At 65.6% G+C, this 25,635-nt stretch carries 21 protein-coding genes; 6 read left to right on the top strand and 15 right to left on the bottom strand.

From position 1 onward, the window contains the following. Positions 1-214 precede the first annotated feature (214 nt). The 11 genes from A3CW_RS52445 to A3CW_RS0120765 form a co-directional block, all read right to left on the bottom strand. The gene (locus A3CW_RS52445) at positions 215-1,093 is read right to left on the bottom strand and encodes a hypothetical protein (protein WP_035513400.1); all 879 of its coding nucleotides are present in this window, start codon (positions 1,091-1,093) and stop codon (positions 215-217) included. 543 nt (positions 1,094-1,636) lie between these two features. Further along, positions 1,637-3,733, bottom strand: coding sequence for a dipeptide ABC transporter ATP-binding protein (locus A3CW_RS47025; RefSeq protein WP_035513398.1), 2,097 nt, complete (start codon positions 3,731-3,733; stop codon positions 1,637-1,639). Beyond that, positions 3,730-4,650, bottom strand: a complete 921-nt coding sequence (locus tag A3CW_RS0120805; RefSeq protein WP_028205288.1) for an ABC transporter permease — start codon at positions 4,648-4,650, stop codon at positions 3,730-3,732. Before A3CW_RS0120805 ends, A3CW_RS47025 begins: the two co-directional genes overlap by 4 nt. After that, positions 4,647-5,648 (bottom strand): ABC transporter permease, encoded by a 1,002-nt coding sequence (locus A3CW_RS0120800; RefSeq protein WP_407669759.1) that lies wholly within the window; start codon positions 5,646-5,648, stop codon positions 4,647-4,649. The genes A3CW_RS0120805 and A3CW_RS0120800 overlap by 4 nt, the downstream gene beginning before the upstream one ends. Positions 5,649-5,701: 53 nt before the next feature. Beyond that, positions 5,702-7,390, bottom strand: a complete 1,689-nt coding sequence (locus A3CW_RS0120795; RefSeq protein WP_035513395.1) for an ABC transporter substrate-binding protein — start codon at positions 7,388-7,390, stop codon at positions 5,702-5,704. A gap of 243 nt (positions 7,391-7,633) precedes the next feature. Next, the gene (locus tag A3CW_RS0120790; protein ID WP_028205285.1) at positions 7,634-8,650 is read right to left on the bottom strand and encodes a HoxN/HupN/NixA family nickel/cobalt transporter; all 1,017 of its coding nucleotides are present in this window, start codon (positions 8,648-8,650) and stop codon (positions 7,634-7,636) included. A 42-nt stretch (positions 8,651-8,692) separates the two neighbouring features. Next, positions 8,693-9,211 carry a cupin domain-containing protein gene (locus A3CW_RS0120785; protein ID WP_028205284.1) on the bottom strand — a complete coding sequence of 173 codons (519 nt, stop codon included), beginning with the start codon at positions 9,209-9,211 and terminating at the stop codon, positions 8,693-8,695. Between the two features lie 142 nt (positions 9,212-9,353). Next, entirely contained in the window at positions 9,354-11,462 is a 2,109-nt protein-coding gene (fusA, locus tag A3CW_RS0120780; protein ID WP_028205283.1) for an elongation factor G, read from the bottom strand. A gap of 311 nt (positions 11,463-11,773) precedes the next feature. After that, the gene (locus A3CW_RS0120775; protein WP_028205282.1) at positions 11,774-12,292 is read right to left on the bottom strand and encodes a DUF192 domain-containing protein; all 519 of its coding nucleotides are present in this window, start codon (positions 12,290-12,292) and stop codon (positions 11,774-11,776) included. 233 nt (positions 12,293-12,525) lie between these two features. Then, positions 12,526-12,726 (bottom strand): hypothetical protein, encoded by a 201-nt coding sequence (locus A3CW_RS0120770; RefSeq protein ID WP_028205281.1) that lies wholly within the window; start codon positions 12,724-12,726, stop codon positions 12,526-12,528. 344 nt (positions 12,727-13,070) lie between these two features. After that, positions 13,071-13,652 (bottom strand): pseudouridine synthase, encoded by a 582-nt coding sequence (locus A3CW_RS0120765; protein ID WP_028205280.1) that lies wholly within the window; start codon positions 13,650-13,652, stop codon positions 13,071-13,073. A gap of 522 nt (positions 13,653-14,174) precedes the next feature. On the opposite strand from A3CW_RS0120765, the gene icd reads away from it, so the two are divergent. The 3 genes from icd (at position 14,175) to A3CW_RS0120745 (ending at position 17,694) form a co-directional block, all read left to right on the top strand. Then, positions 14,175-15,431, top strand: a complete 1,257-nt coding sequence (icd, locus tag A3CW_RS0120755) for an NADP-dependent isocitrate dehydrogenase (RefSeq protein ID WP_028205279.1) — start codon at positions 14,175-14,177, stop codon at positions 15,429-15,431. Positions 15,432-15,527: 96 nt separating this feature from the next. Beyond that, a complete protein-coding gene (locus tag A3CW_RS53630) occupies positions 15,528-15,959 on the top strand; it encodes a hypothetical protein (protein WP_028205278.1) in 432 nt (143 codons plus the stop codon). 130 nt (positions 15,960-16,089) lie between these two features. After that, the gene (locus A3CW_RS0120745; RefSeq protein ID WP_028205277.1) at positions 16,090-17,694 is read left to right on the top strand and encodes a multicopper oxidase family protein; all 1,605 of its coding nucleotides are present in this window, start codon (positions 16,090-16,092) and stop codon (positions 17,692-17,694) included. Between the two features lie 79 nt (positions 17,695-17,773). Here the strand turns inward: A3CW_RS0120745 and cspD are convergent, their stop codons facing one another. After that, the gene (gene cspD, locus A3CW_RS0120740) at positions 17,774-17,980 is read right to left on the bottom strand and encodes a cold shock domain-containing protein CspD (RefSeq protein WP_017776809.1); all 207 of its coding nucleotides are present in this window, start codon (positions 17,978-17,980) and stop codon (positions 17,774-17,776) included. A gap of 585 nt (positions 17,981-18,565) precedes the next feature. On the opposite strand from cspD, the gene clpS reads away from it, so the two are divergent. The 3 genes from clpS (at position 18,566) to A3CW_RS0120725 (ending at position 22,793) form a co-directional block, all read left to right on the top strand. Next, positions 18,566-18,880, top strand: a complete 315-nt coding sequence (clpS, locus tag A3CW_RS0120735) for an ATP-dependent Clp protease adapter ClpS (RefSeq protein ID WP_028205276.1) — start codon at positions 18,566-18,568, stop codon at positions 18,878-18,880. Continuing rightward, positions 18,877-21,168, top strand: coding sequence for an ATP-dependent Clp protease ATP-binding subunit ClpA (clpA, locus tag A3CW_RS0120730; RefSeq protein ID WP_028205275.1), 2,292 nt, complete (start codon positions 18,877-18,879; stop codon positions 21,166-21,168). The genes clpS and clpA overlap by 4 nt, the downstream gene beginning before the upstream one ends. 209 nt (positions 21,169-21,377) lie before the next feature. Continuing rightward, complete coding sequence (locus A3CW_RS0120725; protein ID WP_028205274.1) at positions 21,378-22,793, top strand: amino acid permease; 1,416 nt, start codon at positions 21,378-21,380, stop codon at positions 22,791-22,793. Between the two features lie 56 nt (positions 22,794-22,849). On the opposite strand, the gene dut is transcribed toward A3CW_RS0120725, so the two are convergent. From dut to coaBC, 3 genes are all read right to left on the bottom strand, one after another. After that, positions 22,850-23,296: a dUTP diphosphatase gene (gene dut / locus A3CW_RS0120720; RefSeq protein WP_028205273.1), complete on the bottom strand. Its 447-nt coding sequence runs from the start codon at positions 23,294-23,296 to the stop codon at positions 22,850-22,852. Between the two features lie 32 nt (positions 23,297-23,328). Beyond that, positions 23,329-24,333 (bottom strand): LLM class flavin-dependent oxidoreductase, encoded by a 1,005-nt coding sequence (locus A3CW_RS0120715; protein WP_028205272.1) that lies wholly within the window; start codon positions 24,331-24,333, stop codon positions 23,329-23,331. A 67-nt stretch (positions 24,334-24,400) separates the two neighbouring features. Next, the gene (gene coaBC, locus A3CW_RS0120710) at positions 24,401-25,630 is read right to left on the bottom strand and encodes a bifunctional phosphopantothenoylcysteine decarboxylase/phosphopantothenate--cysteine ligase CoaBC (protein ID WP_035513391.1); all 1,230 of its coding nucleotides are present in this window, start codon (positions 25,628-25,630) and stop codon (positions 24,401-24,403) included. Between the last annotated feature and the right edge of the window lie 5 nt (positions 25,631-25,635).

Genomic DNA, 25,635 nt, shown 5'->3' with positions numbered 1-25,635 from the left:
CGCATGCGGTCATGGTCTGCGTCGGCGTATGGCGAGCAGACAGCCGATGTGGCCGCCTGGGAGCGCCACGCGCATCGCGTATCCTGCGACCGGCCCACGGCGGCGGTGCCCGGCCGGGGGACCGGGACGCCGCCGCCGACGCCAGGACTGGCGCGCCTGGCCGTCGCGCCAGATCGGAGTGGCTGCAGCGGTCTGCCTGCACCGCCGTACAGGTTCAATGACCGCTGCCATGGCCGCCACCGTGTCCGCCGCCGTACCCGCCGCCCGGGCCGCCCGACGGTCCACCTTTGCCGAATCCACCGCCGAATCCGCCAAAACCCCCGCCAAAACCGCCGCCGAATCCGCCTGCGGGGCCGCCCGAAGGGCCGCTTGCCGATCCGCCGTGACTGCCGCAGCCACAGCCGCCTGAACTGCCGCCTGAACTGCCGCCGCCGTTGTTGCCACCGCCGCTGTTGCCACCGCCGTTGTTGCCACCGCCGCTGTTACCACCGCCGTTGTTACCACCACCGCTGTTACCACCGCCGTTGTTACCACCACCGCTGTTGCTACCACCGCTGTTGCTACCACCGCTGCCTTTCCCACTGCCGCCTTTTCCGCCGCCGGAGTTGCTGGAACCGCCTCCCGAACCGCTCGATCCCGTCCCTCCTACGCCAGAACTGCCGCTGCGGCCAAGCCCTCCCGTGCTGGCCGTCGCGGCGCCGGCACCGCCGCCGCTGCTGCCGCTCGATGAACCCGAGCCGCCATGGCCGCCGCCGTTGCCCCGGAAACACGCGCTACCCGTACGGCTAATGCAATCGTTCGGTGCGAACACCGTAGAAACGTCGCTCGCCAGCGTAGCCGAATCGGACTCCGAATCAGTTTTCGACGCGGTGCCGGCGGCAGGCGAATCCGCAGCAACCGGCGCGCCGAAAGCCCCGAAGCCTTCGGCTCCGCTCGCCGGCAAAGGTGCATCGGCGAGCAGGATCACCGGATTGATGATGTCGCCTGCGGCGTGCGCAGAGATCGCGGGAAACCAAATGCCCGCGCCCACTGCGCACATGCCTGCTCCCCGTCTTATCCAATCGCAGTACTGATGAATGTTAGTCTTTTTCATCTTGTTCTCCCCGCAAGGCGGCAGCGTGATGCGCTGTCGTCTCCCAAGCCCCCGTGCAGGCTGCACGCCTTGTGCGCGTGCGCCGACTCCATCAGGCTCGCAACCCCGCTTCGCGCCGGCGTATTGGGTTCGATCCGGCTGGAGCGGTACTCGCCAAACACAAGGCACCCGGTCAGGCCGCGCGCTGGATGACCGGTTTGCGCAGGACTACTTGTGGATTGCCGCAACCCATGGCGTGGGACGGCAGATTACAAGCGCGTCGAGCGGCCGGTCATCCGTGTGCCCGGTGCGACGCCCCGCGCGTGTCGGGGCGGATTGCACTGGATTTGCAGCGGCCGGATGCCTGGTGCCGATGTAGCCAGTTTTGTGCCATCGGCCGGGGAAAGGCGTGCGGGGTGGACTTAACAATTGATGTTTCGCCCGCGCGGCGGAAAAACGCAGAAAACGTTACGGCGATGAAACGCGCGCGCTCAATGGCGCGATTCGCGTTGCGAAAGCGGACAGCGCAACGAAGCCGGATGCGATATGAGCGCTATCGCACCGTCAGGTCGCCGCTTGTGTGGCCGTGGTGGCGTTCTGTTGTGCGCGCAATTCGTCTACGGGAATGTGGCAGAGAATGCGATGGCCGCCGCCCGCGTCGGTAAGCGGTGGGGGCGCTTCCTCGCAAATGGCGCCGAGCTTGCGCGGGCAGTGCGCGCTGAAAATGCAGCCGCGCCCCGCGGCCGTCGCACCGTTGGCCGTTGCCGCGCCGAGCGCACGCGCGGCCAGCAGCGTTTCCGTATACGGATGCCAGGGGCCGTCGAACACCGCGCCGGCCGGTCCGCTTTCCACGACGCGGCCCGCGTAGAGCACGACGATGCGATCGGCGAGATAGCGCACGACGTCGAGGTCGTGCGAAATGAACAGGTAGCTCACGCCGCGTTCGCGCTGCAGGCGTGCGAGCAGGTTGAGAATCGCTGCCTGCACGGAGACGTCGAGCGCCGAGGTGGGTTCGTCGCAGATCACGATGCGCGGCTCGCCCGCGAACGCCTGGGCGATCGCCACGCGCTGCTTGAGGCCGCCCGAAAGTTGCCGCGCGCGCGCCACGAGATAACGCGCCGGCACGCGCACGGCTTCGAGCAGACCCGCGATACGCGATTCGTCTGAGGCTTGGTGAGTCGTCGACGCGTCGTCGCGCGCCCGGGAAAGCGCGCGCTCGATCAGGCGTTTCACGGGCAGCGCGCGATTGAGCGAGGCGTCCGGATGCTGGAACACGACGCGCAGCGCCGCGCGCTCGCCGGCTCGGCGCCGCGCGACGTGGGCGTGCAGGCGCTTGCCGTCGAGCTCGACGGCGCCGCCCGCGTCGGGCGCGTGCAGGCCGAGCAGCATGCGCGCGAGTGTCGTCTTGCCGCTGCCCGATTCGCCCACAAGGCCGAGCGTCTCGCCCGCATGCAGCTCGATCGATACGCCGTCGAGTGCGCGCACGGCTTGCGCGCCGTGTCCGAAGGTGCGCGAGACGTCGAGCGCGCGCAATACGACGCGCGGTTCGGCTTCGCCATTCGAAGGGCCATCGCTCGAGGTCTGCGAACCGTCGCCGCCTCCGATCAGATTCCCGAACGGCAATTCCATCGCGCGTTCGTGATAGTGGCAGCGCGACATCTGCTCGCCGTGCGGCGACGTCATGCGATGCGGCGGTGGCGCTTCCACGCGGCAACGTGCGTCGGCCAGGCGACAGCGCGGTGCGTAGATGCAGCCGGGCGCACTGACGCCAGGCGCCGGCAACTCGCCCGGTATCGTGTCGAGCGCGCCCGCATGCTTGTTGCGCCCCTGCGCCGGCAGGCAGCGCAGCAGGCCGACCGTGTACGGATGCCGTGCCCGCTCGAACACGTCGCGCGTGGCGCCTTCCTCCACGAGCCGTCCCGCGTAGAGCACGCCCACGCGCTCGCACATGCGCCCGATCACCGCGAGGTCGTGGCTGATGAGCAGCACCGCCATGCCCAGCTCCGCACGCAGCTTCGCGATGAGGTCGAGCACCTCGGCCTCGACGGTGGCGTCGAGGCCCGTGGTCGGTTCGTCGAGGATCAGGAGCGCGGGGTTCGACGCGAGCGCCATCGCGATCACGACGCGCTGCTGCATGCCGCCCGAGAGCTGATGCGGATAGCTCGCCAGCACGCGGCCCGGATCGGCAATGCGCACGCGTTCGAGCATCGCGTGCGAGCGCGAGCGGGCCACGCTCGCGTCGGCGCCCGCAGCTTCGAACGCTTCGTTCAGCTGGCGGGCAATCGTGAGCGTGGGGTTGAGCGCGCTGGCGGGGTCCTGATAGACCATCGAAACGGCGTTGGCGCGCAGCGTGCGCAGGGCATCGGCGTCGAGCGCGAGCACGTCGTCGCCCGCAATCGCGATGCGCCCGGCCTTCGCGCGGCCGTTGCGCGGGAGATAGCGCAGTGCGGCGAGCGCGACCGTCGACTTGCCGCAGCCCGATTCGCCTACGAGACCATACGCTTCGCCACGCCGGATGCGTAGCGAGACGTCGGTGAGCACGTCGCGGTCGCGCCCGCGCACGCGGTAAGCGACAGTGAGGCCGACGAGCGCGAGCGCGTCGTCGTCGCGCGGCGCGCTGAAGGTGGCGAGAGCGGGGCGTGAAGAAGCGGGGCGGTTCACGATTGGAGCACCTCGCGCAGGCTGTCGGCGATCAGGTTCACGGCCACCACGAGCGAGGCGATGGCGAGCGCGTCGAATGCCACGGTCCACCATGCGCCGCCCGCGAGCAGCGTGTACGAATCGGCGAGCGCGAGCCCCCAGTCGGCGGACGGCGGCTGGATGCCGAAGCCGAGGAACGAGAGCGTCGCCACCGCGAAGATCGCATAGCCGAGACGCACTGTCGCCTCGACGACGATGGGCGGCCAGACGTTCGGCAAGATTTCGGTGAACATCACGGCGAGCGCATTCGCGCCGCGCAAGCGAGCCGCCGCCACGTAGTCGAGATGGCGTTCGGCGAGCACCGCCGCGCGCACCGTGCGCGCGATCAGCGGCGCAAACGTAATGCCGATCACGAGCACCACGGCGAGATTCGAGGCGCCCACGGCCGCGAGCACGAGCAGCGCCACGATCACGAGCGGCAGCGCGAGCACGGCGTCGAGCGTGCGCGCGACGAGCGTGCCTAATACGCCTTCGAAATAACCCGTGACGAGCCCGAGCGCCGCGCCCGCGAGCGTGCCGACGAGCGTGGCGAGCGGTGCGATCGTGAGGATGTCGCGCGCGCCCACGATCACGCGCGAGCAGATGTCGCGTCCGAGCTGATCGGTGCCGCACCAGTGCGTATGGTCCGGTGGCAGGAGCGAGCTGAGCGGATCGGACGCGTAGGCGTCGTGCGGTGCGAACCACACGCCCGCGAGCGCACAGACGATCCACCACAAGAGGATCAGCGCACCCGCGACGAACGAGGGCGAGCGCAGCAGCAGATGCAGCGTGTCGCGTAGACGCGTGTCGGCGAGCGCTTCTTCGCCAGGTTCGCCTGGCGGCCGCGCATCAGGCGGTTCGTCGCCCGGGGAAATAGCTTCGGATGCCATATGGTTCATGCGCCTCCCGGCGCGCGCAGGCGCGGGTCGAGCAACGCGTGCAGGGCGTCGGCGGCGAGATTGGCAAGTGTATAGACCGCGCCCACCGCGAGCACACCCGCTTCGAGCAACGGGAAGTCCTTGGCCTTCGCGGCGTTGAAGATGAGAGAGCCTACGCCCGGATAGCGGAACAGCGATTCGACCACGACGAGCCCGCCGATCAGATACCCGAGCTGCGTGGCCGCCACCGTCACGCTGGGCAGCAGCGCATTGCGCAGCACGTGCCGCACGATCACGACGTGGCTCGGCAGCCCCTTGAGAATCGCGGTGCGCGTGTAATCGGCGTCGAGCGCCGTGATGGTGCCCGCGCGCGCGATGCGCGCGAGATAGCCGAAGAACACGAGCACGAGCGGCAGCACGGGCAGCACGAGATGCCGCAATTGTTCGAGCGCGCCCGCGCCGCTGGGCGCGGTGGCCTCGATGGGCAGCCAGCGCAGCCACACGCCGAAGATGAGGATCAGCACGATCGACGAGACGAACTCCGGCACGGCGCTCGCGCACAGGCCGCCCGTGCTGATCGCGCGGTCGATCAGGCGGCCTTCGTGGAGCGCCGCCCATACGCCGCCCGCAATGCCGAGCGGCACCACCACCACGAACGCAAGCAGGCCGAGCCTGGCCGACTGCAGGAGCGCGTCGCCCACGAACGGCGCGACGGGCTGCTTGTAGCTCCACGACATGCCGAAGTCGCCGCGCAGCGCATGGGTGATCCACGAAACGTACTGGTCGAGCACCGGCCGGTCGGCGCCGAGCGCGTGATTGAGCGCGGCAACGGCGCGCGCGTCGGCGAGCGGGCCCAGCACGGCGCGGCCGATGTCGCCCGGCAGCAGCTGGCCACCCGCGAACACGAGCACCGAAAGCAGCCAGAGCGTGAAAATCGCCCAGGCGGCGCGCCGGCCGAGAAAGCGTGCGACGCCCGCGCGCGGGGCGAACGCGCGCGCGGTGCCGGCCGGATTCGGCATGGGCGGGAGCGGAGTAGCCATCGGACCTCCGTTTCGGGTGCGCTAGGGCCGGTTCAGGCGGCGAGCGTCGCGCGGTCGAAATAGAGCTGGGCGAGCGCCGTGAAGCGCACGCCCGAAAGCACGGCGCGCTGTGCGATCAACTGGTCGTAGAAGTACGGGATGATCACGGGCGTCTCGTCGAGCAGCAGCGTCTGGATCTGCCTCGCCACCTGCTTCTGGGCCGCCACGTCGAGCGTCGCCGCGAACTGCGCGACCAGCTTGTCGTACTGCGCGTTGCGAAAGTGCGCAGCATTCCACGTGCCGCCCGAGGTGAGCGGCGCGTTGAGAAACACGTTCGGCACGCCGCGGTGCCCATAGTCGGTCATGCCGAGCGGCGAGTCGAGCCAGTCCGATTTGCCGAACGTGCCCGCGCCGTAGTACTGCGACTGGCTTTCCACCTTAAGCGCGATGCGAATGCCGACCGCCTTCGCCGCGTTCTGCACGACCACGGCGAGGTCCGGTATCTCCATGTACTTCTCGGTGGTGAGCGTCACGTCGAAGCCGTTGGCGACGCCCGCCTGCGCGAGCAACTGGCGTGCCTTCGCGACATCGATCTTGCGCTGCGGCACGTCGGTCGCCGTGGAAGGGAAGATGGGCGCGAACGGACTGTCGTTGCCCACCACGGCGCGGCCCTTGAACAGCCCGCGCACGAGCACGTCGCGATCGAGCGCAAGCGCGAGCGCCTGGCGGACGCGCTTGTCCTTGAACGTGGGCGAGTCGTTGCGCATGTGGATCTGGCGGTGCGCACTAGAGCGCACGCCGATCACCTTGAAGTCGGGATTGTTCAGGATGCCGATGCCGCCCTGCACGGTGAAGGTGCCCATCACGTCGGCCTGGTGGCCTTGCAATGAGAGCAACTGCGCCTGCTCGTCGGCGTAGAAGGCGAACTCCACGCGCGCGGGCAGCGCCTTGTCGCCCCAGTAGTCGGGATTGCGCACGAAGCTCACGCCTCGGCGCGGTTCGAATTTGTCGAGCTTGAACGGCCCGGTGCCGATAAAGCTCTTTTCGTAATTGCCCGCATAGTTGGCGGGCAGCATCACGGCGTTGTAGTTGTCCGAAGAAACGTAGTAGGCGAAGTTGCCGTTGGGCGCGTCGAGGTGGAACTCGACCGTGTGATCGTCGACGGCCTTCGTGCCGCCTTTCGAAAGCACGCCCTTGAGCACCGAGAGCGCCGCCGAGCCGGTTGCGGGGTCGGCGAGGCGATCGAAGGTCGCCACCACGTCCTTCGCGCCGAACGGCTGGCCGTCGTGGAATTTCACGTTGGGGCGCAGCTTGAACGTCCAGACGTCCGCTTTGGCGTTGGCTTGCCACGAGAGCGCGAGGGCGGGTTGCAGATGGCCTTGCGCGTCGTCGTTGGCGAGGAATTCGCCGGTCTGGTTCAGAAGACACAGCGCGCCAGCATCGGTCACGGTGAGCGGATCGACGGCGCCCGCGGGCATCAGGTGCGCCACGCGGATCGTCTGGTCGCCGGGCTTCCCCGCGCCCTGGGCGTGCGCGCCGCGCGGCACGGCGAGTCCCGCAAACCCAGGCAGTGCCGTGAGGCCCACCGCGCTGGCATAGCGCAGCAGCTCGCGGCGCGTGAGGCGGCCGGCAGCGAATTCGTCGAGGGCGTGGTTGCCGTGATCGCCGGCCTGAGGGCGCAGCGCTTCGAGGCGGGACGGGTGGGACACGTCATGCGGACGGCGGGACTGCGGTCGTTTCATCGGTGCGGGTTTCCGTGCGTTTTCCGTTCAGGGGACGCGCGAGGCCCGGGGGCTTGCGCGACGGCGGCATGCGGTACGGCAGACGACGAATGGGTGCAGCAAAGTGAAACGATTGACGGGGCTATCGAATACAACGGGAGCGCAATAGCTGGGCCTAGTTTACGCGCTTTCGGCAAACGAGGCGAAGGGTAGGGTTTCGCGGGGTTGCGCGCGCGTGGCGCGCCGTGCAGCCGTGAGAGTGCTTTAGCGGGCCGCGGCGGGCCGGCGCCAGCGATGGAACAGCACCGAGCCGATCCAGCAGGCGATGAATGCCGCGACGATGCCGTAGCCCAGCTCGCCGAAGCGCTCGTTCAGGCCGGCGATGAGGGTCCACACGCCGCCGCTCGCGCCGAGCTTGTCGGCGAGGAGCCCGAGCGCTTCCACGCCGCCGATCAAGATCGCCACGAGCGCCGAGACGAACGTGATGCTCGCGTTGTAGTAGAGCTTGCGCCTGGGATCGTCCATCGCCCAGCCGTAGGCGTGGACCATCAATACGTTGTCGGTGGAATCGACGAGCGTCATGCCTGCCGTGAAGAGCGCGGGGAACACGAGAATCGAATAGATCGGCAGGCCCTTGCCCGCTTCGGCGGCGGCAATGGCGAGCAGGCCGATTTCAGTGGCGGTGTCGAAGCCGAGGCCGAACAGCACGCCCACGGGGTACAGGTGCCAGCTTTTCGTGACGAGCGCAAAGAGCGGCCGCAGCGCGCGCGAGAAGAGGCCGGCGGGCGCGGGCGCGTCGGCGGCGAGTGCTGCGTCGTCGCCTTGCTGCGCGCGGCGGTAACGCATCCACACGTCGCGCAGGATCACGAGGTTCACGCCGGCGAGCACGAGCAGGAACGTCGACGAAACGAGCGTGCCGACGGTCGAGCCGATCTCGTGGAACTGCTCGAAGCGGCCATGCAGCGAGAGCGCCGTGAGTGCGATGCCGAGCGTGGCGGCGATCACGACTGTCGAATGGCCGAGCGAGAACGCCAGACCCACGCCGAGCGGGCGCTGGCCCTGCTGCATGAGCTTGCGCGTGACGGCGTCGATGGCGGCGATATGGTCGGCGTCCACCGCGTGGCGCAGGCCGAAGCCGTAGGCGAGCGCCGCCGTGCCGAGGAGCAGCGGATAGTGGCGAAACGCGATCAGCGCCCACGCCCACGCGCCGAGATTGGCGGCGATGAGCGCGGCATAGAGCGGAATCAGGCGGGCGCGGAGCGAGGCGGCTGGCGTCGTCATTGCGTCATTGCGTCGTGGAAGGCGGTATGGGCTGCCGGGCGCTCAATGGTCGTGCGGATGACGGTGGATGGGATCGACCCAGTACACGGTTTCCGGGGCTTCGACGGCGTCGATGTTCAGGTTCACCACGACGGCCTCGTTGTCGCTGCGCACGAGCACGCATTCGAGCGGATCGTCGGTGCTCGCGTTGATCTCCTGGTGCGGCACAAAGGGCGGCACGAAGATGAAGTCGCCCGGGCCCGCCTCGGCCGTGAACTCCAGATGCTCGCCCCAGCGCATGCGCGCGTGACCGCGCACGACGTAGATCACGCTTTCCAGCGCGCCGTGATGATGCGCGCCGGTCTTTGCGTTCGGATGGATCGTCACCGTGCCCGCCCAGATTTTCTGCGCGCCGACGCGCGCCGCGTTGATCGCGGCCGCACGGTTCATGCCGGGCGTTTGCGCCGTGTTCGTGTCGAGCTGATCGCCGCGTATCACCTTGACGCCGTTTTCGCGCCAGTCGATGGGGGCGTCGTCGCGGGGGTGTTCATGAGGATGCTCATGGTCGTGTTCGTGACTCATCGTCGTGTCTCCTTGACTGTGGGCGTCGCAGCGTTATCGCCCCATTGTGGCATGGTCAAAATTGCGCCGCGCGCATGCAAAAAAGCCCGTCCGCAAGGGGACGGGCTTTCGTGTGCACGGCAACGCCTGCACGTCGCCTGACTTACGCCTTCTTCGCGTTGATGACCGCTTCGGCCACGTTCTGCGGGGTTTCCGCGTAGTGCTTGAACTCCATCGTGTAGGTGGCGCGGCCTTGCGTGAGCGAGCGCAGCGACGTGGAGTAGCCGAACATCTCCGAGAGCGGCACTTCGGCGCGCACGATCTTGCCGCCGCCGCCCGCGATGTCCTCCATGCCCTGTACGATGCCGCGACGGCTCGACAGATCGCCCATCACGTTGCCCATGAAGTCCTCGGGCGTCTCCACTTCCACGGCCATCATCGGCTCGAGCAGGATTGGCTTGGCCTTGCGCATCGCTTCCTTGAAGGCCATCGAACCGGCCATGCGGAAGGCGTTTTCGTTCGAGTCCACGTCGTGGTACGAGCCGAACGTGAGCGTGACCTTCGTGTCGACCACCGGGTAGCCCGCGAGCACGCCTGCCTTGAGCGTTTCCTGAATACCCTTGTCGACCGCCGGGATGAACTCGCGCGGAATCACGCCGCCCTTGATGGCGTCGACGAACTCGTAGCCCTTGCCCGGCGGCTGCGGTTCGAGCGAGATCACCGCGTGGCCATACTGGCCGCGCCCGCCCGACTGCTTGACGAACTTGCCTTCGATGTCCTCGACCTTGTTCTTCACGGTCTCGCGATACGCGACCTGCGGCTTGCCGACGGTCGCCTCCACGCCGAACTCGCGCTTCATGCGGTCGACGAGAATTTCGAGGTGCAGCTCGCCCATGCCCGAGATGATGGTCTGGCCGGACTCTTCATCGGTCTGCACGCGGAACGACGGGTCTTCCTGCGCGAGGCGATTAAGCGCGATGCCCATCTTCTCCTGGTCGGCCTTGGTCTTCGGCTCGACGGCCTGCGAGATCACCGGCTCTGGGAAGATCATCCTTTCGAGCACGATGGCATGCGCCGGATCGCAGAGCGTGTCGCCCGTCGTCGCTTCCTTCAGGCCCACCGCGGCCGCGATGTCGCCCGCGCGCACTTCCTTGATTTCCTTGCGCTCGTTCGCGTGCATCTGCAGGATGCGGCCCAGGCGCTCCTTCTTGTCCTTGGTCGCGTTGAGCACCGTGTCGCCCGAATTCACCACGCCCGAATAGACGCGGAAGAAGATCAACTGGCCGACGAACGGGTCGGTCATGATCTTGAAGGCGAGCGCGGAGAACGGCTCGTCGTCGCTCGGGTGGCGCTCGATTTCCTTGTCGTGGAGGTCGTGGCCGAGAATCGCGGGCACGTCCACCGGCGAGGGCAGATAGTCGATCACGGCGTCGAGCATGGCCTGCACGCCCTTGTTCTTGAACGCGCTGCCGCAGAGCATCGGCACGATCTCGTTGGCGATCGTGCGCTTGCGCAGGCCGCCCTTGATTTCGTCTTCGGTCAGGCTTTCGTGATCGTGAAGGTACTTCTCGAGCAGCGTTTCGTCGGCCTCGGCGGCGGCTTCGATCATCTTCCCGCGCCACTCGTGCGCGAGTTCGACGAGATTCGCGGGAATCTCCTCGTACTCGAACTTCACGCCCTGGCTCTCGTCGTCCCAGACGATCGCCTTCATCTTCACGAGATCGACCACGCCCTGGAAGTGATCTTCCGCGCCCACCGGAATCTGGATAGGCACGGCCACGCCCTTCAGACGCTCGCCGATCTGCCGCTGCACGCGGAAGAAGTCCGCGCCCACGCGGTCCATCTTGTTGACGAACGCGATGCGCGGCACCTTGTACTTGTTCGCCTGGCGCCACACGGTTTCCGACTGCGGCTGCACGCCGCCCACGGAGTCGTACACCATGCACGCGCCGTCGAGCACGCGCATGGAGCGCTCGACTTCGATCGTGAAGTCCACGTGCCCCGGGGTGTCGATGATGTTGATGCGGTGTTCGGGGTAATTGCCGGCCATGCCCTTCCAGAACGCAGTGGTTGCGGCCGAGGTGATCGTGATGCCGCGTTCCTGTTCCTGCTCCATCCAGTCCATGGTCGCCGCGCCGTCGTGAACCTCGCCGAGCTTGTGATTCACGCCGGTATAGAAAAGGATGCGCTCGGTCGTCGTGGTTTTGCCGGCGTCGATGTGAGCGCTGATCCCGATGTTGCGATAGCGCTCGATGGGGGTCTTGCGAGGCACGGTGATCTCCTTGGAATGACGCGCCATGGAAGCTGCCGGGCGGCACGCGGCGCGGCCAGCGCGCAGCCCGATGCGCCGCAGGCGCGCGCCTTGGTGGCACGCGCCATGCGGGGGTTTATAGGATAGCGCTTGCGCGCCGGTTTTGCAGGGCGTATGCCGCGGCGCGGGAAGCGGCGACGGCGCCGCGCAGCGCCGTCAGGCGGTGCGCCGGCGGGCAGGCGGGCGCAAAAAAAGCCGGCGCCGCGTGCGTGCGGGGCCGGCTTGCGCTGTTCGCGCAGCGCGCGAATGGGGCGCGCTGGATCACCGCGCGCTTATTGCAGCGGCGGCAGTCCCTGAATCACCATGCCGGGCTTGATGCCCTTCGCCGTGAACCAGCCCTTGGGCATTTCGAGCGCGAAGGTGCCGTTGTTGCGCGGGCAGTGGTTGTTGGTCGTTTCGGCCTGCATCTCGTCGATGTCGGTGATCGTGCCATCGGCGCGAATGAACGCGATCGACAGCGGGATCAGCGTGTTCTTCATCCAGAAGCAGTGCACGGCGTTTTCGCCGAACACGAACAGCATGCCTTCATTGGGCCCGAGCTGCGAACGGTACATGAGGCCTTGTTCACGGTCCGCGTCGTTGGCGGCCACCGCTGCGTCGATCACGAACATGCCTGCCGTGAGCTTTACGCGCGGAAATTCGCCCGGCTGTTTGGCGCCCGGCGGCATCTGCTGCGCCTGGGCGATGCTCGACGTGGCCGTCGCGGTGAACGTGAGCGCCGCGAAAGCGGCCAATGGCAATGCGACGACAAGCGCGCAGCGCACGAAGAACGAGCGCAGGGAAAATCGCACGAGAGACTCCTTGCTGTAGGTTAATCCGCGCATGTTACGCGACCAGGTCAGAACGGGTCAAAAATGCGCGGCGCGGTTCACGTCATCGACGTGATGCGGCGAGCGTGCATGTCAAAAAAGTGGCTAAAAATCAGGCAGCCAAACAAAAAGGCAGAACGCCTTGCGGCGCTCTGCCTTTCGTCGCGCTGAAGAGCGGCAACGCGTGCCGTTTCTACATGCGTCTTACAACAAGCTTACTCCGAAGCTGCCGAAGCGGCTTCAGCCTTCGCTGCCTTCTTGTGCGACGACTTCTTGTGTGCCTTCTTGTGCGTCGACTTGTGAGCAGCCGAAGCAGCAGCAGCCGGAGCAGCCGAAGCAGCTTCCGGAGCCGAAGCTTGTGCGAATGCAGCCGATGCGAAGAGACCAGCGACCAGAGCAGCGATCAGTTTGTTCATGTTGTGAATCCTCAAGCTTGAGTTGATTAACCAAATGACCCGGTTTTTGGAGTCAGGTCGGTAAACGTGCCATCCACCTTTCGGTTGACAGTCGCTTTCAACAAATTCACGTGAATTTGATTTCTGCGTCTGCCAGCGGTCGGGACCGTACATTGCTGCGAGGACCCTGAAGGCTGGATGCCGGATAGCTTCTGGCGGCATCTGCGTCGAATAACGCATGGTCTCGCGAGACGGTTGACGCAAACTTTTCATTTGCTTCGTAACGAGACGCAACAGAAAGGCGAGGGACGTGCCGCGTGATTCGAAAAAAATCGATCAGCACGCGAAAAGTGCTTGCGCAACAATCACTTGTGTTTGTGAGACGTGGTTTGCCAGGGCGCATGGGTGGGCACGTCGATGCTTTCGCCGGGCGCAAGACCAAGCGAAAAAATATCGAGCGCGCCGATCGCTACGCGTACGAGCCGCAACGTTGGATAGCCCACTGCCGCGGTCATGCGTCGCACCTGGCGGTTCTTGCCTTCGCTGATCGCAATCTCGACCCACGTGGTGGGGATTGACGCGCGATAACGAATCGGCGGATTACGCGGCCACAAATTTTCGGGCTCAACAATGATTCTTGTTCGACACGGCTGCGTCACGAAGTCACCGAGATCGACGCCGCGTTCGAGCGCGGCAAGCGCACCCGCATCGGGTTCACCTTCCACTTGCGCCCAATAGCGCTTCACGAGCTTGCGTTTCGGTTCGGCAATGCGCGCCTGCAAGGCGCCGTCGTCGGTGAGGAGCAGGAGACCTTCGCTATCGGAGTCGAGACGGCCCGCGGGATAGACGCCCGGCACCTTCACCCAGTCCGCGAGAGACTGACGGGTTTCGTGCGGCGAAAACTGGCAGATCGTGCCGAACGGTTTATTGAGGGCGATCAAACGCATGACAGGGCGACGGGTACGAATGGATGACTTGGCTAGCGCCGAGATCTTAATGCATATTACGTTTCACCGATTTTTTCATCTTATATAAGACATAAGACAGGAGCGAGCCGGATCACTCCTTTGCGCTACGGCGATCCCATGTGAGGACGGCGCGCGCGCGGCGCGAACGTGTTCGCCATGTGGCGCTGCAGCACCGCAAGTGGCTTGCCTTGCGCCGGCGTTCGTGTGAAGGGCGCGGCACGCATGCGCGAGGCGTGGGCTAGAATAGCCGCCAGACCCTCACGCCGACGGGCGTTCGCGCCGCCAGGCAAGCCGCCCGGTATGCCGCTACTCCGCTACGTTGCGCGCCGTGCGTCGCGTGTCTCTGGACAGTCTTGCTGCGAATATCGACCGCGCCGGTTGTCGCGAAGCCATAACGGCGAGATGCTTTTCTCGCCGGGCGAGAAGGCTTCGCCGCCGCCGCGAGGCGCCGAGCGCCGCGTCACACCCGCTACAACAGCCTTGCCCTTACTGGAGTCGATCATGCCGTATCAGCACATCGTGGTTCCGACCGGCGGTGAAAAGATCACCGTCAATCCGGACTTTTCGCTCAACGTCTCAGACCAGCCGATCATCCCGTACATCGAAGGCGATGGAACGGGCGTGGACATTACGCCGGTCATGCTGAAGGTGGTCGATGCGGCAGTCGAAAAGGCCTATGGCGGCAAGCGCAAGATTCACTGGATGGAAATCTACGCGGGCGAGAAGGCAACCCGGGTCTACGGTCCCGACGTGTGGCTGCCCGAAGAAACGCTCGACGTCGTGAAGGAATACGTAGTGTCGATCAAGGGACCGCTGACGACGCCGGTTGGCGGCGGCATCCGGTCGCTCAACGTCGCGCTGCGCCAGCAGCTCGATCTGTACGTGTGCCTGCGCCCCGTGCAGTACTTCAAGGGCGTGCCCTCGCCGGTGCGCGCGCCGGAGAAGGTCAACATGGTCATTTTCCGCGAGAACTCGGAAGATATCTATGCGGGCATCGAATGGCCCGCGGAGTCCGAAGGCGCGAAGAAGCTCATCAAGTTCCTGCGCGAAGAGATGGGCGTGGCGAAGATCCGCTTCCCGGACACTTCTGGCGTCGGCGTCAAGCCGGTCTCGCGCGAGGGCACGGAGCGTCTCGTGCGCAAGGCGATCCAGTATGCGATCGACAACGAGCGCCGCTCGGTCACGCTCGTGCACAAGGGCAACATCATGAAGTACACCGAAGGCGCGTTCCGCGACTACGGTTATGCGCTCGCGCAGAAGGAGTTCGCAGCAGAACTGATAGACGGCGGCCCGTGGATGAAGATCAAGAATCCGAAGACGGGCGGCGACATCGTGATCAAGGACGTGATCGCCGATGCCTTCCTGCAGCAGATCCTGCTGCGCCCGGCCGAATACGACGTGATCGCCACGCTGAACCTGAACGGGGATTACATTTCCGACGCGTTGGCGGCACAGGTGGGCGGCATCGGTATCGCACCGGGCGCGAATCTTTCGGACTCCGTGGCGATGTTCGAGGCGACTCACGGCACGGCCCCCAAGTATGCGGGCAAGGACTATGTGAATCCGGGCTCCGAAATTCTTTCGGCGGAAATGATGCTGCGCCATCTCGGCTGGTTCGAAGCAGCGAACCTCATCATTGCCTCGATGGAGAAGTCGATTCTGCAAAAGCGTGTGACCTATGACTTCGCGCGTTTGATGGAAGGGGCGACGCAGGTGTCGTGCTCGGGCTTCGGGCAGGTGATGATCGAGAATATGTAGGCGCAAGACGGCTCATCGCTGTCCCAGTAGAAAAAGCCGGCAGACCGAAAGATCTGCCGGTCTTTTTTTATCCGGCTCGCCGCAAATCCGTCACGAATGGATGGGCTAACCGACTTCGATCAGTCCGTGCGCTATCATGGCACCGGTCAATCGAGTTCATCCGCGGTTTCGTTCAACGTGCCAGTCGTCTATCGCTTCCTTCTCGTCTGCCTGCTCGCGCTGCTTTCCATGCGCGGCGCGATGGCGTGCGAGCACGCGCAGCACGATGCACTGACGGCGCACGCCGCACGCACGCCGCACGTGTTCGTCAGCGATCGTTGCGCCGGGACGAGCACGCGCGGTCACGGCACGCATTCTGGTTGCGGCGCGAGTTGCTGCGTCGCGGGCTGCTGCGCGCATTGCAGCGTGCCTTGCGCCGTGAGCGCATTCGACGCTCAAAGCGGTGCTCGTTCCACGCTTATCGTGCTTCCCGCAGCCTTGCGCGCCGGCATTACGCACGCGCCTCCTTTACCTCCTCCAATCGCCTGAGCCGGGCCGCTCGCTCCGGGCGAATTACGTCGCTCGCACTTCGCGTGAGCGAAACGAATCCCGCGCGCACGGCGTGCGTGTTATTGCGCGCCGCGTGCCCAGGCATGAACGAGGTATGAGGATTTCATCGATGAAACGAAGAGCATTTCTATCCGGCGCGTTGAGCGCCGCCACCGCGACCCTGTTCGCGCGCCATGCATTCGCGCAAGGTGCGGGTGATGCGATGCACGCCATGCACGGCATGACGGACATGCCGTCTATGTCGGGCGGCATGATGCAGTCGCAAGGCTCGCTCGCGCCTGCCGATGCATTGCCCGCCGGTGCGCCGCTTGACGCGCTGCGCACGCTCGCCAACCAGAGCCGCGAGCCGGGCCAGTTTCGCGCGACACTCGTCGCGCAGCCCGCTGCGCGTGCGCTGTTGCCCGGAAAGCCGCAAACCGTCTTCTGGCAATACGATGCGCTCGCAGCGGCCGAAAACGACGGCCCGGCCATCGGTCCATTGATCGACGTACGCGAGGGCGACACCGTCGAAATCACCTTCGTGAACCGGCTGCCCCAGCCTTCGACGATCCACTGGCACGGCCTGCCCGTGCCGCCCGACCAGGACGGCAATCCGTCGAAACCCGTCGCGCCGGGCGAGCAGCATGTTTATCGCTTCACGCTGCCGCAGGGGAGCGCAGGCACCTACTGGTATCACCCGCATCCGCACATGCTGAGTTCGGAGCAGGTGTTCCGCGGACTGGCGGGGCCTTTCGTCGTGCGCGCCGCCGACGATCCACTCGCGGCGTGGCCCGAGCGGCATCTGTTCGTGTCCGACCTGAAGCTCTCGGCAGACGGGACCATTCCCGCGAATAGCATGATGGACTGGATGAACGGCCGCGAAGGTCAGTACGTGCTCGTGAACGGTGCGCGTCAGCCACACATCGAGGTCGTGCGCGACGAGCGCTGGCGCGTCTGGAATGGCTGTAACGCGCGCTATCTGCAACTCGCCTTCGACGACGGCCGCGCCTTCACGCAGGTGGGGACCGACGGCGGGCTGCTGGGCGCGCCGCGCGAGGGCGTCACCTCGCTCTTGCTCGCGCCGGGCGAACGCGCGGAGCTGATCGTGCGCGTGGGGCAGGGCGCCTCGCGTGCGTCGCTGATTGCCGCGCAATACGACCGCCACAAGATGGCGATGACGCACGGCAGCTTGCCTGCGGGGCCATCGCTGATCCTGGCGAGCGTTGGCTTCGCACCGGCCAGCGCGACACAATCGGCACTCCCGGCGCGCCTGCGCGAGATCGCGCCGCTCGTTTCTTCAGGTCCGCTAACGGTTCCGCAAAAACGCGTGCTGTTCAGCGAGGCCATGGACATGAAAGCGATGCACGCACCGGGCGCGTCCACGCAGCCCATGCCGCGCGGCATGCAGTTCATGGTGAACGGGGCGGTCTTCGATCCTGCGCGCGTGACGCTGGCGAGCCGGCGCGGCGAAGTCGAGCACTGGACGATAGCAAACGGCACGGACATGGATCATCCGTTTCATCTGCACGGTACGCAATTTCAGGTGCTGGCGCGCGAGCTCGGCGGCGTGCGCAAGGAGGAGGAACTGCTGGCATGGCGCGACACGGTGAACGTGCGGCCCGGCGAAACGGTGCATATCGCAACCGTCCAGCACGAGGCGGGCGACCGCATGTTTCATTGCCACATCCTCGAGCACGAGGATCTCGGCATGATGGGCACGTTGCGCGTGAGCTAGCACGCGAACGTTAAAAAACCATGACGCCAAAAAGAAACCCGGCCGAAGCCGGGTTTCCAAGGTACGGGTACCGAACAGATCAGGCTGCTGCCTGAATGTTCGATGCCTGTTTACCCTTCGGGCCTTGCACGACCTCGAAGCTCACCTTCTGCCCTTCTTTGAGGGTCTTGAAGCCATTCATTTGAATAGCCGAAAAGTGAGCGAACAGGTCCTCACCGCCTTCATCCGGCGTAATGAACCCGAAACCCTTCGCGTCGTTGAACCACTTGACCGTACCGGTTGCCATACCAACTTCCCCTGTAACTCATGTCACTACCACGAGCAGTTCGAAAAGCTAAACGATCGCGGTGCGATCGCCCCCTCCTCACAAGCTCACCAACGGCATTTTTTCGAATTTAAGGCGGTTGAAAAAAGTGCCAGCTTGATTGTTGAGGGTCTTTATTCTGCTGTCAAGAATATTTTGAGACGCCCTTTGACGCGTTGTAAAGAGCGCATTTCCAGGGTTTTTCCTGCTTTTCGCCGACGCTAAGCACCGGTGCATAAAGCAGGTGCAGGATAGTGTCTTGAAAAATCGCGCAGGCGACGCATATGCGATGCACCGCACCATGGAATCTGACACTGAGCGTGCGGGCGCCTACAGTCGCTTCCCACGGCAACGTCAAGGTTGTGCGATACTCAATTCAACGGTGGCGTGAAAGCTGCTGAGAGCAGGATTGTGTACCGGCCCCGCAGCCGGTCCAAGGGATCGGGGCCGGGCCAGGGCGCATGAATTGCTTGCAGCGGGTCGCAGGTCGGGAGCGCCGGGTTCACCGGCCGGCCGGTCAGGTTACGGCAGGATTGCGGGCCTGTCCGAGTTGTTTAGAATGGGTGTATGGCGATTATCCCGGACAAGCAGGATTCAACCGTAGTGGAGCGGCAGGAGCAAAAGGTCAAACCGCCCTCCATGTACAAGGTCGTGCTAATGAATGACGACTACACGCCGATGGAATTCGTCGTGATGGTCGTGCAGGAATATTTCAATAAGGACCGCGAGACCGCAACGCAGATCATGTTGAAGGTCCATCGCGAGGGCAGGGGTGTTTGTGGGGTCTATACGCGAGACATCGCGTCGACCAAGGTTGAGCAAGTCGTTACCCACGCACGGCAGGCCGGGCATCCGCTGCAGTGTGTGATGGAGGAAGCATGATTGCCCAGGAACTGGAAGTCAGCCTGCACATGGCGTTCATGGAAGCACGTCAGGCGCGGCACGAGTTCATAACGGTCGAGCATCTGCTGCTGGCGCTGTTGGACAACCCAACAGCGGCGGAAGTGCTGCGCGCGTGTGCCGCCAATATCGAAGACCTGCGACAGAACCTGCGCAACTTCATTCACGACAATACCCCTACGGTACCCGGCACGGATGACGTCGATACGCAGCCGACGCTCGGGTTCCAGCGCGTGATCCAGCGCGCGATCATGCACGTTCAGTCCACTTCCAACGGCAAGAAGGAAGTGACGGGCGCGAACGTGCTGGTCGCCATCTTCGGCGAGAAGGACTCGCACGCCGTGTACTACCTGCAGCAGCAGGGCGTCACGCGTCTGGATGTCGTGAATTTCATTTCGCACGGTATCGCGAAGACGGGCAGCGGCGAAGCCGCCAAGGCCAGCGACGCGAATGCCGAAGCCGAAGACGCCGCCGCCCAGAAGGAAACCCCGCTCGCCCAGTTCACGCAAAACCTGAACCAGATGGCGAAGGACGGCCGGATCGATCCGCTCATCGGTCGCGAACTGGAAGTGGAGCGCGTGGTGCAGGTGCTGTGCCGCCGCCGCAAGAACAATCCGCTGCTCGTGGGCGAGGCCGGTGTCGGCAAGACCGCGATCGCGGAAGGGCTCGCCTGGCGCATTACGCGCGGCGAAGTGCCGGACATTCTCGCGGATGCCCAGGTCTACTCGCTCGACATGGGCGCGCTGCTGGCAGGCACGAAATATCGCGGCGACTTCGAGCAGCGCCTCAAAACGGTGCTGAAAGAACTGAAAGAGCGTCCGCACGCCATTCTGTTCATCGACGAAATTCATACGCTGATCGGCGCGGGCGCCGCGTCGGGCGGCACGCTGGATGCGTCGAACCTGCTCAAGCCGGCGCTCTCGTCGGGCACGCTCAAGTGCATCGGAGCGACGACGTTCACGGAATACCGCGGCATCTTCGAGAAGGACGCGGCGCTGTCGCGGCGCTTCCAGAAGGTCGACGTGGTCGAGCCGACCGTCGAGCAAACCGTGGCGATCCTGCGCGGTCTGAAGTCGCGCTTCGAAGAGCACCACGGCGTGAAGTATTCGTCGGGCGCGCTGAACGCGGCCGCTGAACTGTCGGCGCGCTTCATCACCGACCGTCACTTGCCCGACAAGGCAATCGACGTGATCGACGAAGCGGGCGCGGCCCAGCGCATTCTGCCGAAGTCGAAACAGAAGAAGACCATCGGCAAGAGCGAGATCGAAGAGATCATCTCGAAGATCGCGCGCGTGCCGGCGCAAAGCGTGTCGCAGGACGATCGCAGCAAGCTGCAAACGCTCGACCGCGATCTCAAGGCCGTGGTGTTCGGCCAGGATCCGGCCATCGACGCGCTCTCGGCTTCGATCAAGATGGCGCGCGCGGGTCTCGGCAAGACGGACAAGCCAATCGGCTCGTTCCTGTTCTCGGGCCCGACCGGCGTCGGCAAGACCGAAGTGGCGCGCCAGCTCGCGTTCACGCTCGGCATCGAACTGATCCGCTTCGACATGTCCGAGTACATGGAGCGCCATGCGGTGAGCCGTCTGATCGGCGCGCCGCCGGGCTACGTCGGGTTCGACCAGGGCGGTCTGCTTACCGAAGCCGTCACGAAGAAGCCGCACTGCGTGCTGCTGCTCGACGAAATCGAGAAGGCGCACCCGGACATCTTCAACGTGCTGCTGCAGGTGATGGACCACGGCACGCTGACCGACAACAACGGCCGCAAGGCGGATTTCCGCAACGTCATCATCATCATGACGACGAATGCGGGCGCCGAAGCGATGAACAAGTCGACGATCGGCTTCACGACCCGGCGCGAGCAGGGCGACGAGCTGGCCGATATCAAGCGCCTGTTCACGCCCGAGTTCCGCAACCGGCTCGATCAGACGATCAGCTTCCGTGCGCTCGATGAGGAAATCATCATGCGCGTGGTCGACAAGTTCCTCATGCAACTGGAAGACCAGCTGCACGAGAAGAAGGTCGACGCGGTCTTCACCGACGCGCTGCGCAAGCATCTGGCCAAGCACGGCTTCGACCCGCTCATGGGCGCGCGGCCGATGCAGCGCCTGATCCAGGACACGATCCGCCGTGCGCTCGCCGACGAACTGCTGTTCGGCAAGCTCATGAACGGCGGCCGCGTGACCGTGGACGTCGATGCGGAAGACAAGGTCCAGCTCACGTTCGACGAGCAGCCGGCGCCGCGCAATCCGGAAGCGGTCGAAGTGGAATAAGCGGCGGCGCTACTGCGCAAACAGCCTTCAGGCAAGACGGCGCAGTCCGAAAGGACTGCGCCGTTTTTATTTGCGCTGACAGGTCTGGGTGCTGCGCCGTGCCGCGCAGGCGCGCCAGCCGTCAGCCGGTAAAATGCGCGTTTGTCCGCCGTCGGCGTTTTCTTGATGCGCAGCGCTGAGTAGCGCTCGCGCGAAGCAGGGGTGTAACAGTGGTACCACGTAAATCGGGCGCGTTCGAAGCCATCGTCGAGCGCGAACAAGGGCTGCGTCAGGGCTTGTCCGCCGGGCAGATGACGATGATCGCCATCGGTGGCGCGGTCGGCACCGGGCTCTTTCTCGGCAGCGGCTTCGCGATCTCTTTCGCCGGGCCCGGCGTGCTCATTTCCTACGCGATCGGCGCGCTGATCGCCTTGCTGTTGATGGGCGCGCTCGCGGAGATGACCGTTGCGCATCCGGTATCGGGCTCGTTCGGCGCATATGCCGAGCACTATATCGGGCCGCTCGCTGGCTTCGTCGTGCGCTATGCGTACTGGTCGGCGTATGTGCTGGCGGTGGGCACCGAAGTCGCTGCAATCGCGGTTTACATGAAATTCTGGTTGCCCCATGTGCCGGGGCTCTACTGGATCGTCGGATTTTCAGCAGCGCTGATCGTTGTGAACGCAATGAGTGTGCGCGCGTACGGCGCCATCGAATATCTGTTCTCGAGCCTCAAGATCGCGGCCATCGTCGCGTTCATCGTGCTGGGTGCATGGTTCGTGTGGCGCGCGCCGGCCGGCTCCGGCGTGGGCTTCGCGAACTACACGTCGCACGGCGGCTTGCTGCCGCGAGGCTGGTGGGGCGTGTGGGTCGGGACGATCGTCTCGCTCTTCAGCTACCTGGGCGTGGAGACGATCGCCGTGGCGGCCGCCGAGGCGCAGGACCCGCAGCGCGCCGTCACGCGCGCGTTTCGCGCGACCGTGCTGCGCCTCGTGCTGTTCTACCTGCTCACGCTCGCACTCATGCTCGCCATCGTGCCTTGGACCCAGGCGGGCGGCAACGAGAGCCCGTTCGTGAAAGTCATGGCCGCAACCGGCGTGCCCTACGCGGCGGGCGCGATCAACTTCATCGTGCTCGTGGCGGCGCTCTCGGCCATGAACAGCCAGCTCTACATCACCACGCGCATGATGTTCAGCCTCTCGCGCGCGGGCTATGCGCCGGCGGCGTTCGGGCGTCTCACGCGCCACGGCGTGCCGACGGCCGCGCTTTCGCTGTCCACCATCGGCATCGCGGTGGCGGCCGTGCTCAACGCGCTCTGGCCGCAGGCAGCGTTCACGCTGATGATGTCGATCGCCATGTTCGGCGCGATGTTCACGTGGTTCATGATCTTCGTCACGCAGATTTTTTTCCGCGTGCGCCAGGCGCGCGAAGGCGGCGCGCCGCTCGCGTTCCGCATGTGGGGCTTCCCGTTCACGAGCGTGCTGGGCGCGCTGCTGATGCTCGGTATTCTGGCCGGCACGGCCTTTACGCGCGAATTTCGCATGACGCTGGCCTACGGCCTCGCGTTTCTCGCGGTGCTCGTGGTGGTGTATGCGCTCTGGTATCGTCGGCGTCCCGGCGCGGCGCAGCGAACCGAAGCCTCCGTCTGAACGCAAAAAAAAGCACGCCGGGGCGTGCTTTTTTGTTGCCGGCGCTACCGCCTGGGTCAGTGCTTGCCCGTGCTGCCGAAACCGCCCGCGCCGCGCTCGCTCGCCTCGAAGTCGTCGACGATGTTGAACTGCGCCTGCACGACCGGCACGATCACGAGCTGCGCGAGGCGCTCCAGCGGGTTGAGCGTGAAGGTGGTGTGGCCGCGGTTCCAGGTCGAAATCATCAGTTCGCCCTGGTAGTCCGAGTCGATCAGGCCGACCAGATTGCCGAGCACGATGCCGTGCTTGTGGCCGAGGCCCGAGCGCGGCAGGATCAGCGCCGCGTAGCCCGGATCGGCCACGTGGATGGCGAGGCCCGTCGGCACGAGCTTCGTTTCGCCCGGTTCCAGCGTGATCGGCGCGTCGAGGCACGCGCGCAGGTCGAGGCCGGCGCTGCCCGGCGTGGCGTAGTGGGGCAGCTGGTCGCGCATGCGCTCGTTCAGGATCTTGATGTCGATTTTCATGAAGTCAGGTTGATGGGCCGGTGGTGGATCGCTCAGGCGCGAGGCAGCTGGAACGCCTCGGCGAGCAGTTCATAAGAGCGCAGACGAGCTTTGTAGCTGCCCGCAACGGTCAGCACGATCAGTTCGTCGGCGCGAAAGTTGTCCTTGATTGCGAGAAGGCGCTCGGTGACGCTCTCGGGCGTGCCGATGACGCTGCGCGGCTTCTCGCGGTCGATCACGATCTGCTCGCGCTCGCCGTATTCCTGCGCGCGTCCTTGTTCGAGGCTCGGGATCGGCGCGTTCAGGCCGTAGGCCATCTGCACGCGGCGCAGGTCGACGGCCTTTTCGAGGTCGGCGGCCTCGGCTTCGGTGTCCGCGCAGATCGCGAACACGGCGCACGCGAGATACGGCTTCGCTTCGTGGCCGGGCTTGAAGCGGTCGAGATAGGCCTCGGCCACGAGATGCCCGAAGTGCGCGTTGATGAAGTGCGCGAACGAGAAGCGCAGCCCGAGCTGCGCGGCGAGGATGCCGCCGAAGTCGCTCGAACCGAGCACCCAGAGCTGCGGGCGCGTCTGGATCTGCGGCTGCAGTACGACGCCGCTCGCGAGATGATCGGCGGGGAGCGTGCCGTCCATCAGGCCGACGAGATCCTGCACCTGCTGCGTGAACTGGTCGCCCCGGTTGTACGCGCCAGCGGCCACGGCCTGCGCCGTACGCATGTCGCCGCCCGGCGCACGCCCGACACCGAGATCGACGCGCCCTGGAAAGAGCGCTTCGAGCATCATGAACTGTTCGGCGACCTTGAAGGGGCTGTAATAGGGCAGCATGATGCCGCCCGAGCCGATGCGGATGCGCTTCGTGACGCTGCCGAGGCGCGCGAGCATGACTTCGGGGCAGGGGTTGCACACGCCGAGCAGGCCGTGATGCTCGGCGCACCAGTAGCGCGTGTAGCCGAGGTCGTCGGCGAGCTGTGCAAGCTCGATGGTGGCGGCGATGGCGTCCGCCGCGCTGTGCCCTGCGATGACGGGCGACTGGTCGAGTACGGAAAGCAGTGTCATGGCAGTACTGCTCCTTGCCTGTGTTCGCGGCGCCCAACGCCGGCACACGGGTGCGCCGGCGCGCGCGTCACGAGATGATGCTCGGGTCCGGCAGACGCCGCGCGATTTCGGCGACGAGCGTCTGAGCGAGCGCCCGCTTGGCCGCGCGCGGCAGCGGCTTGCGGCCGCCCGCCTCGAACAGCACGACTTCATTGTCGTCCTGACCGAAGGTGAGCGGGCCGAGATTGCCGATCAACAGCGGCACCTTCTTGCGCGCGCGCTTTTCTTCGCCGTGCACGTCGAGGTCGCCGCTTTCGGCGGCGAAGCCTACGCAGTAAGGCGGATTCGGCAAGGCCGCGACCGAGGCGAGGATGTCCGGGTTCTCGACGAACGTGAACGTCGGCATGCGGTGCTCGGCCGTCTTCTTGATCTTGTGCGCGGCGACATGATCGACGCGCCAGTCGGCCACGGCCGCCACACCGATGAAGACATCGGCATCGGTCGCGGCGCGCATGACCGCGTCGTACATCTGCCGGGCGGACTGCACGTCTTCGCGATACACGCCCCACGGGGTTTCCAGCGCGACCGGGCCGGCGACCAGATGCACCTCGGCGCCCGCCTGCTGCGCGGCGCGCGCGAGCGCGAAGCCCATCTTGCCGCTCGAGCGGTTGGTGATGCCGCGCACGGGATCGAGCGGCTCGAAGGTCGGGCCGGCGGTGATCAGGAGCTTGCGGCCCGCGAGCACCTTCGGCGCGAAGAACGAGACGATCGCCTCGTACACGGCCTCGGGTTCGAGCATGCGCCCGTCGCCGATCTCGCCGCACGCCTGCGGGCCGGAATCGGGACCGAGCGTTTCGATGCCGTCCGCGCGCAGTTGCGCGACGTTGCGCTGCGTGGCCGGGTTTTGCCACATCTGCCGGTTCATCGCGGGTACGACCAGCAGCGGGCAGTCGCGCGCCACGCACAGCGTGGAGAGCAGATCGTCGGCGAAACCGTGGGCGAGTTTGGCGAGGAAGTCGGTGGAGGCGGGCGCGATGACGATGGCGTCGGCCTCGCGCGAGAGGTCGATGTGCGCCATGTTGTTGGGCACGCGGCCGTCCCACTGGCTCGTATAGACGGGGCGGCCCGACAGTGCCTGCATGGTGACCGGCGTGATGAACTGCGTGGCCGCCTCGGTCATCACGACCTGCACGGTCGCGCCGGCCTTGGTCAACAGGCGTGTGAGCTCGGCGATCTTGTAGCAGGCAATGCCGCCCGTCATGCCGAGCACGAGGTGGCGGCCGGCCAGTTCGCCTGGGTTTGCAGCGGACGTGTTCAAGTCAC

The organism is Paraburkholderia nodosa DSM 21604 (assembly GCF_000519185.1).
GTDB classification, from domain to species: Bacteria; Pseudomonadota; Gammaproteobacteria; order Burkholderiales; family Burkholderiaceae; genus Paraburkholderia; species Paraburkholderia nodosa.
This window is presented reverse-complemented; position numbering and strand designations above follow the sequence as displayed.

Excerpts from the sequence above, each read along its gene's own strand:
- A3CW_RS52445 (WP_035513400.1), bottom strand. The coding sequence starts at position 1,093 with ATGAAAAAGACTAACATTCATCAGTACTGCGATTGGATAAGACGGGGA.
- A3CW_RS0120805 (WP_028205288.1), bottom strand. The coding sequence starts at position 4,650 with ATGAACCATATGGCATCCGAAGCTATTTCCCCGGGCGACGAACCGCCT.
- A3CW_RS0120800 (WP_407669759.1), bottom strand. The coding sequence starts at position 5,648 with ATGCCGAATCCGGCCGGCACCGCGCGCGCGTTCGCCCCGCGCGCGGGC.
- A3CW_RS0120795 (WP_035513395.1), bottom strand. The coding sequence starts at position 7,390 with ATGAAACGACCGCAGTCCCGCCGTCCGCATGACGTGTCCCACCCGTCC.
- A3CW_RS0120790 (WP_028205285.1), bottom strand. The coding sequence starts at position 8,650 with ATGACGACGCCAGCCGCCTCGCTCCGCGCCCGCCTGATTCCGCTCTAT.
- A3CW_RS0120785 (WP_028205284.1), bottom strand. The coding sequence starts at position 9,211 with ATGAGTCACGAACACGACCATGAGCATCCTCATGAACACCCCCGCGAC.
- A3CW_RS0120770 (WP_028205281.1), bottom strand. The coding sequence starts at position 12,726 with ATGAACAAACTGATCGCTGCTCTGGTCGCTGGTCTCTTCGCATCGGCT.
- A3CW_RS0120765 (WP_028205280.1), bottom strand. The coding sequence starts at position 13,652 with ATGCGTTTGATCGCCCTCAATAAACCGTTCGGCACGATCTGCCAGTTT.
- icd (WP_028205279.1), top strand. The coding sequence starts at position 14,175 with ATGCCGTATCAGCACATCGTGGTTCCGACCGGCGGTGAAAAGATCACC.
- A3CW_RS53630 (WP_028205278.1), top strand. The coding sequence starts at position 15,528 with ATGGATGGGCTAACCGACTTCGATCAGTCCGTGCGCTATCATGGCACC.
- A3CW_RS0120745 (WP_028205277.1), top strand. The coding sequence starts at position 16,090 with ATGAAACGAAGAGCATTTCTATCCGGCGCGTTGAGCGCCGCCACCGCG.
- cspD (WP_017776809.1), bottom strand. The coding sequence starts at position 17,980 with ATGGCAACCGGTACGGTCAAGTGGTTCAACGACGCGAAGGGTTTCGGG.
- clpS (WP_028205276.1), top strand. The coding sequence starts at position 18,566 with ATGGCGATTATCCCGGACAAGCAGGATTCAACCGTAGTGGAGCGGCAG.
- clpA (WP_028205275.1), top strand. The coding sequence starts at position 18,877 with ATGATTGCCCAGGAACTGGAAGTCAGCCTGCACATGGCGTTCATGGAA.
- dut (WP_028205273.1), bottom strand. The coding sequence starts at position 23,296 with ATGAAAATCGACATCAAGATCCTGAACGAGCGCATGCGCGACCAGCTG.
- A3CW_RS0120715 (WP_028205272.1), bottom strand. The coding sequence starts at position 24,333 with ATGACACTGCTTTCCGTACTCGACCAGTCGCCCGTCATCGCAGGGCAC.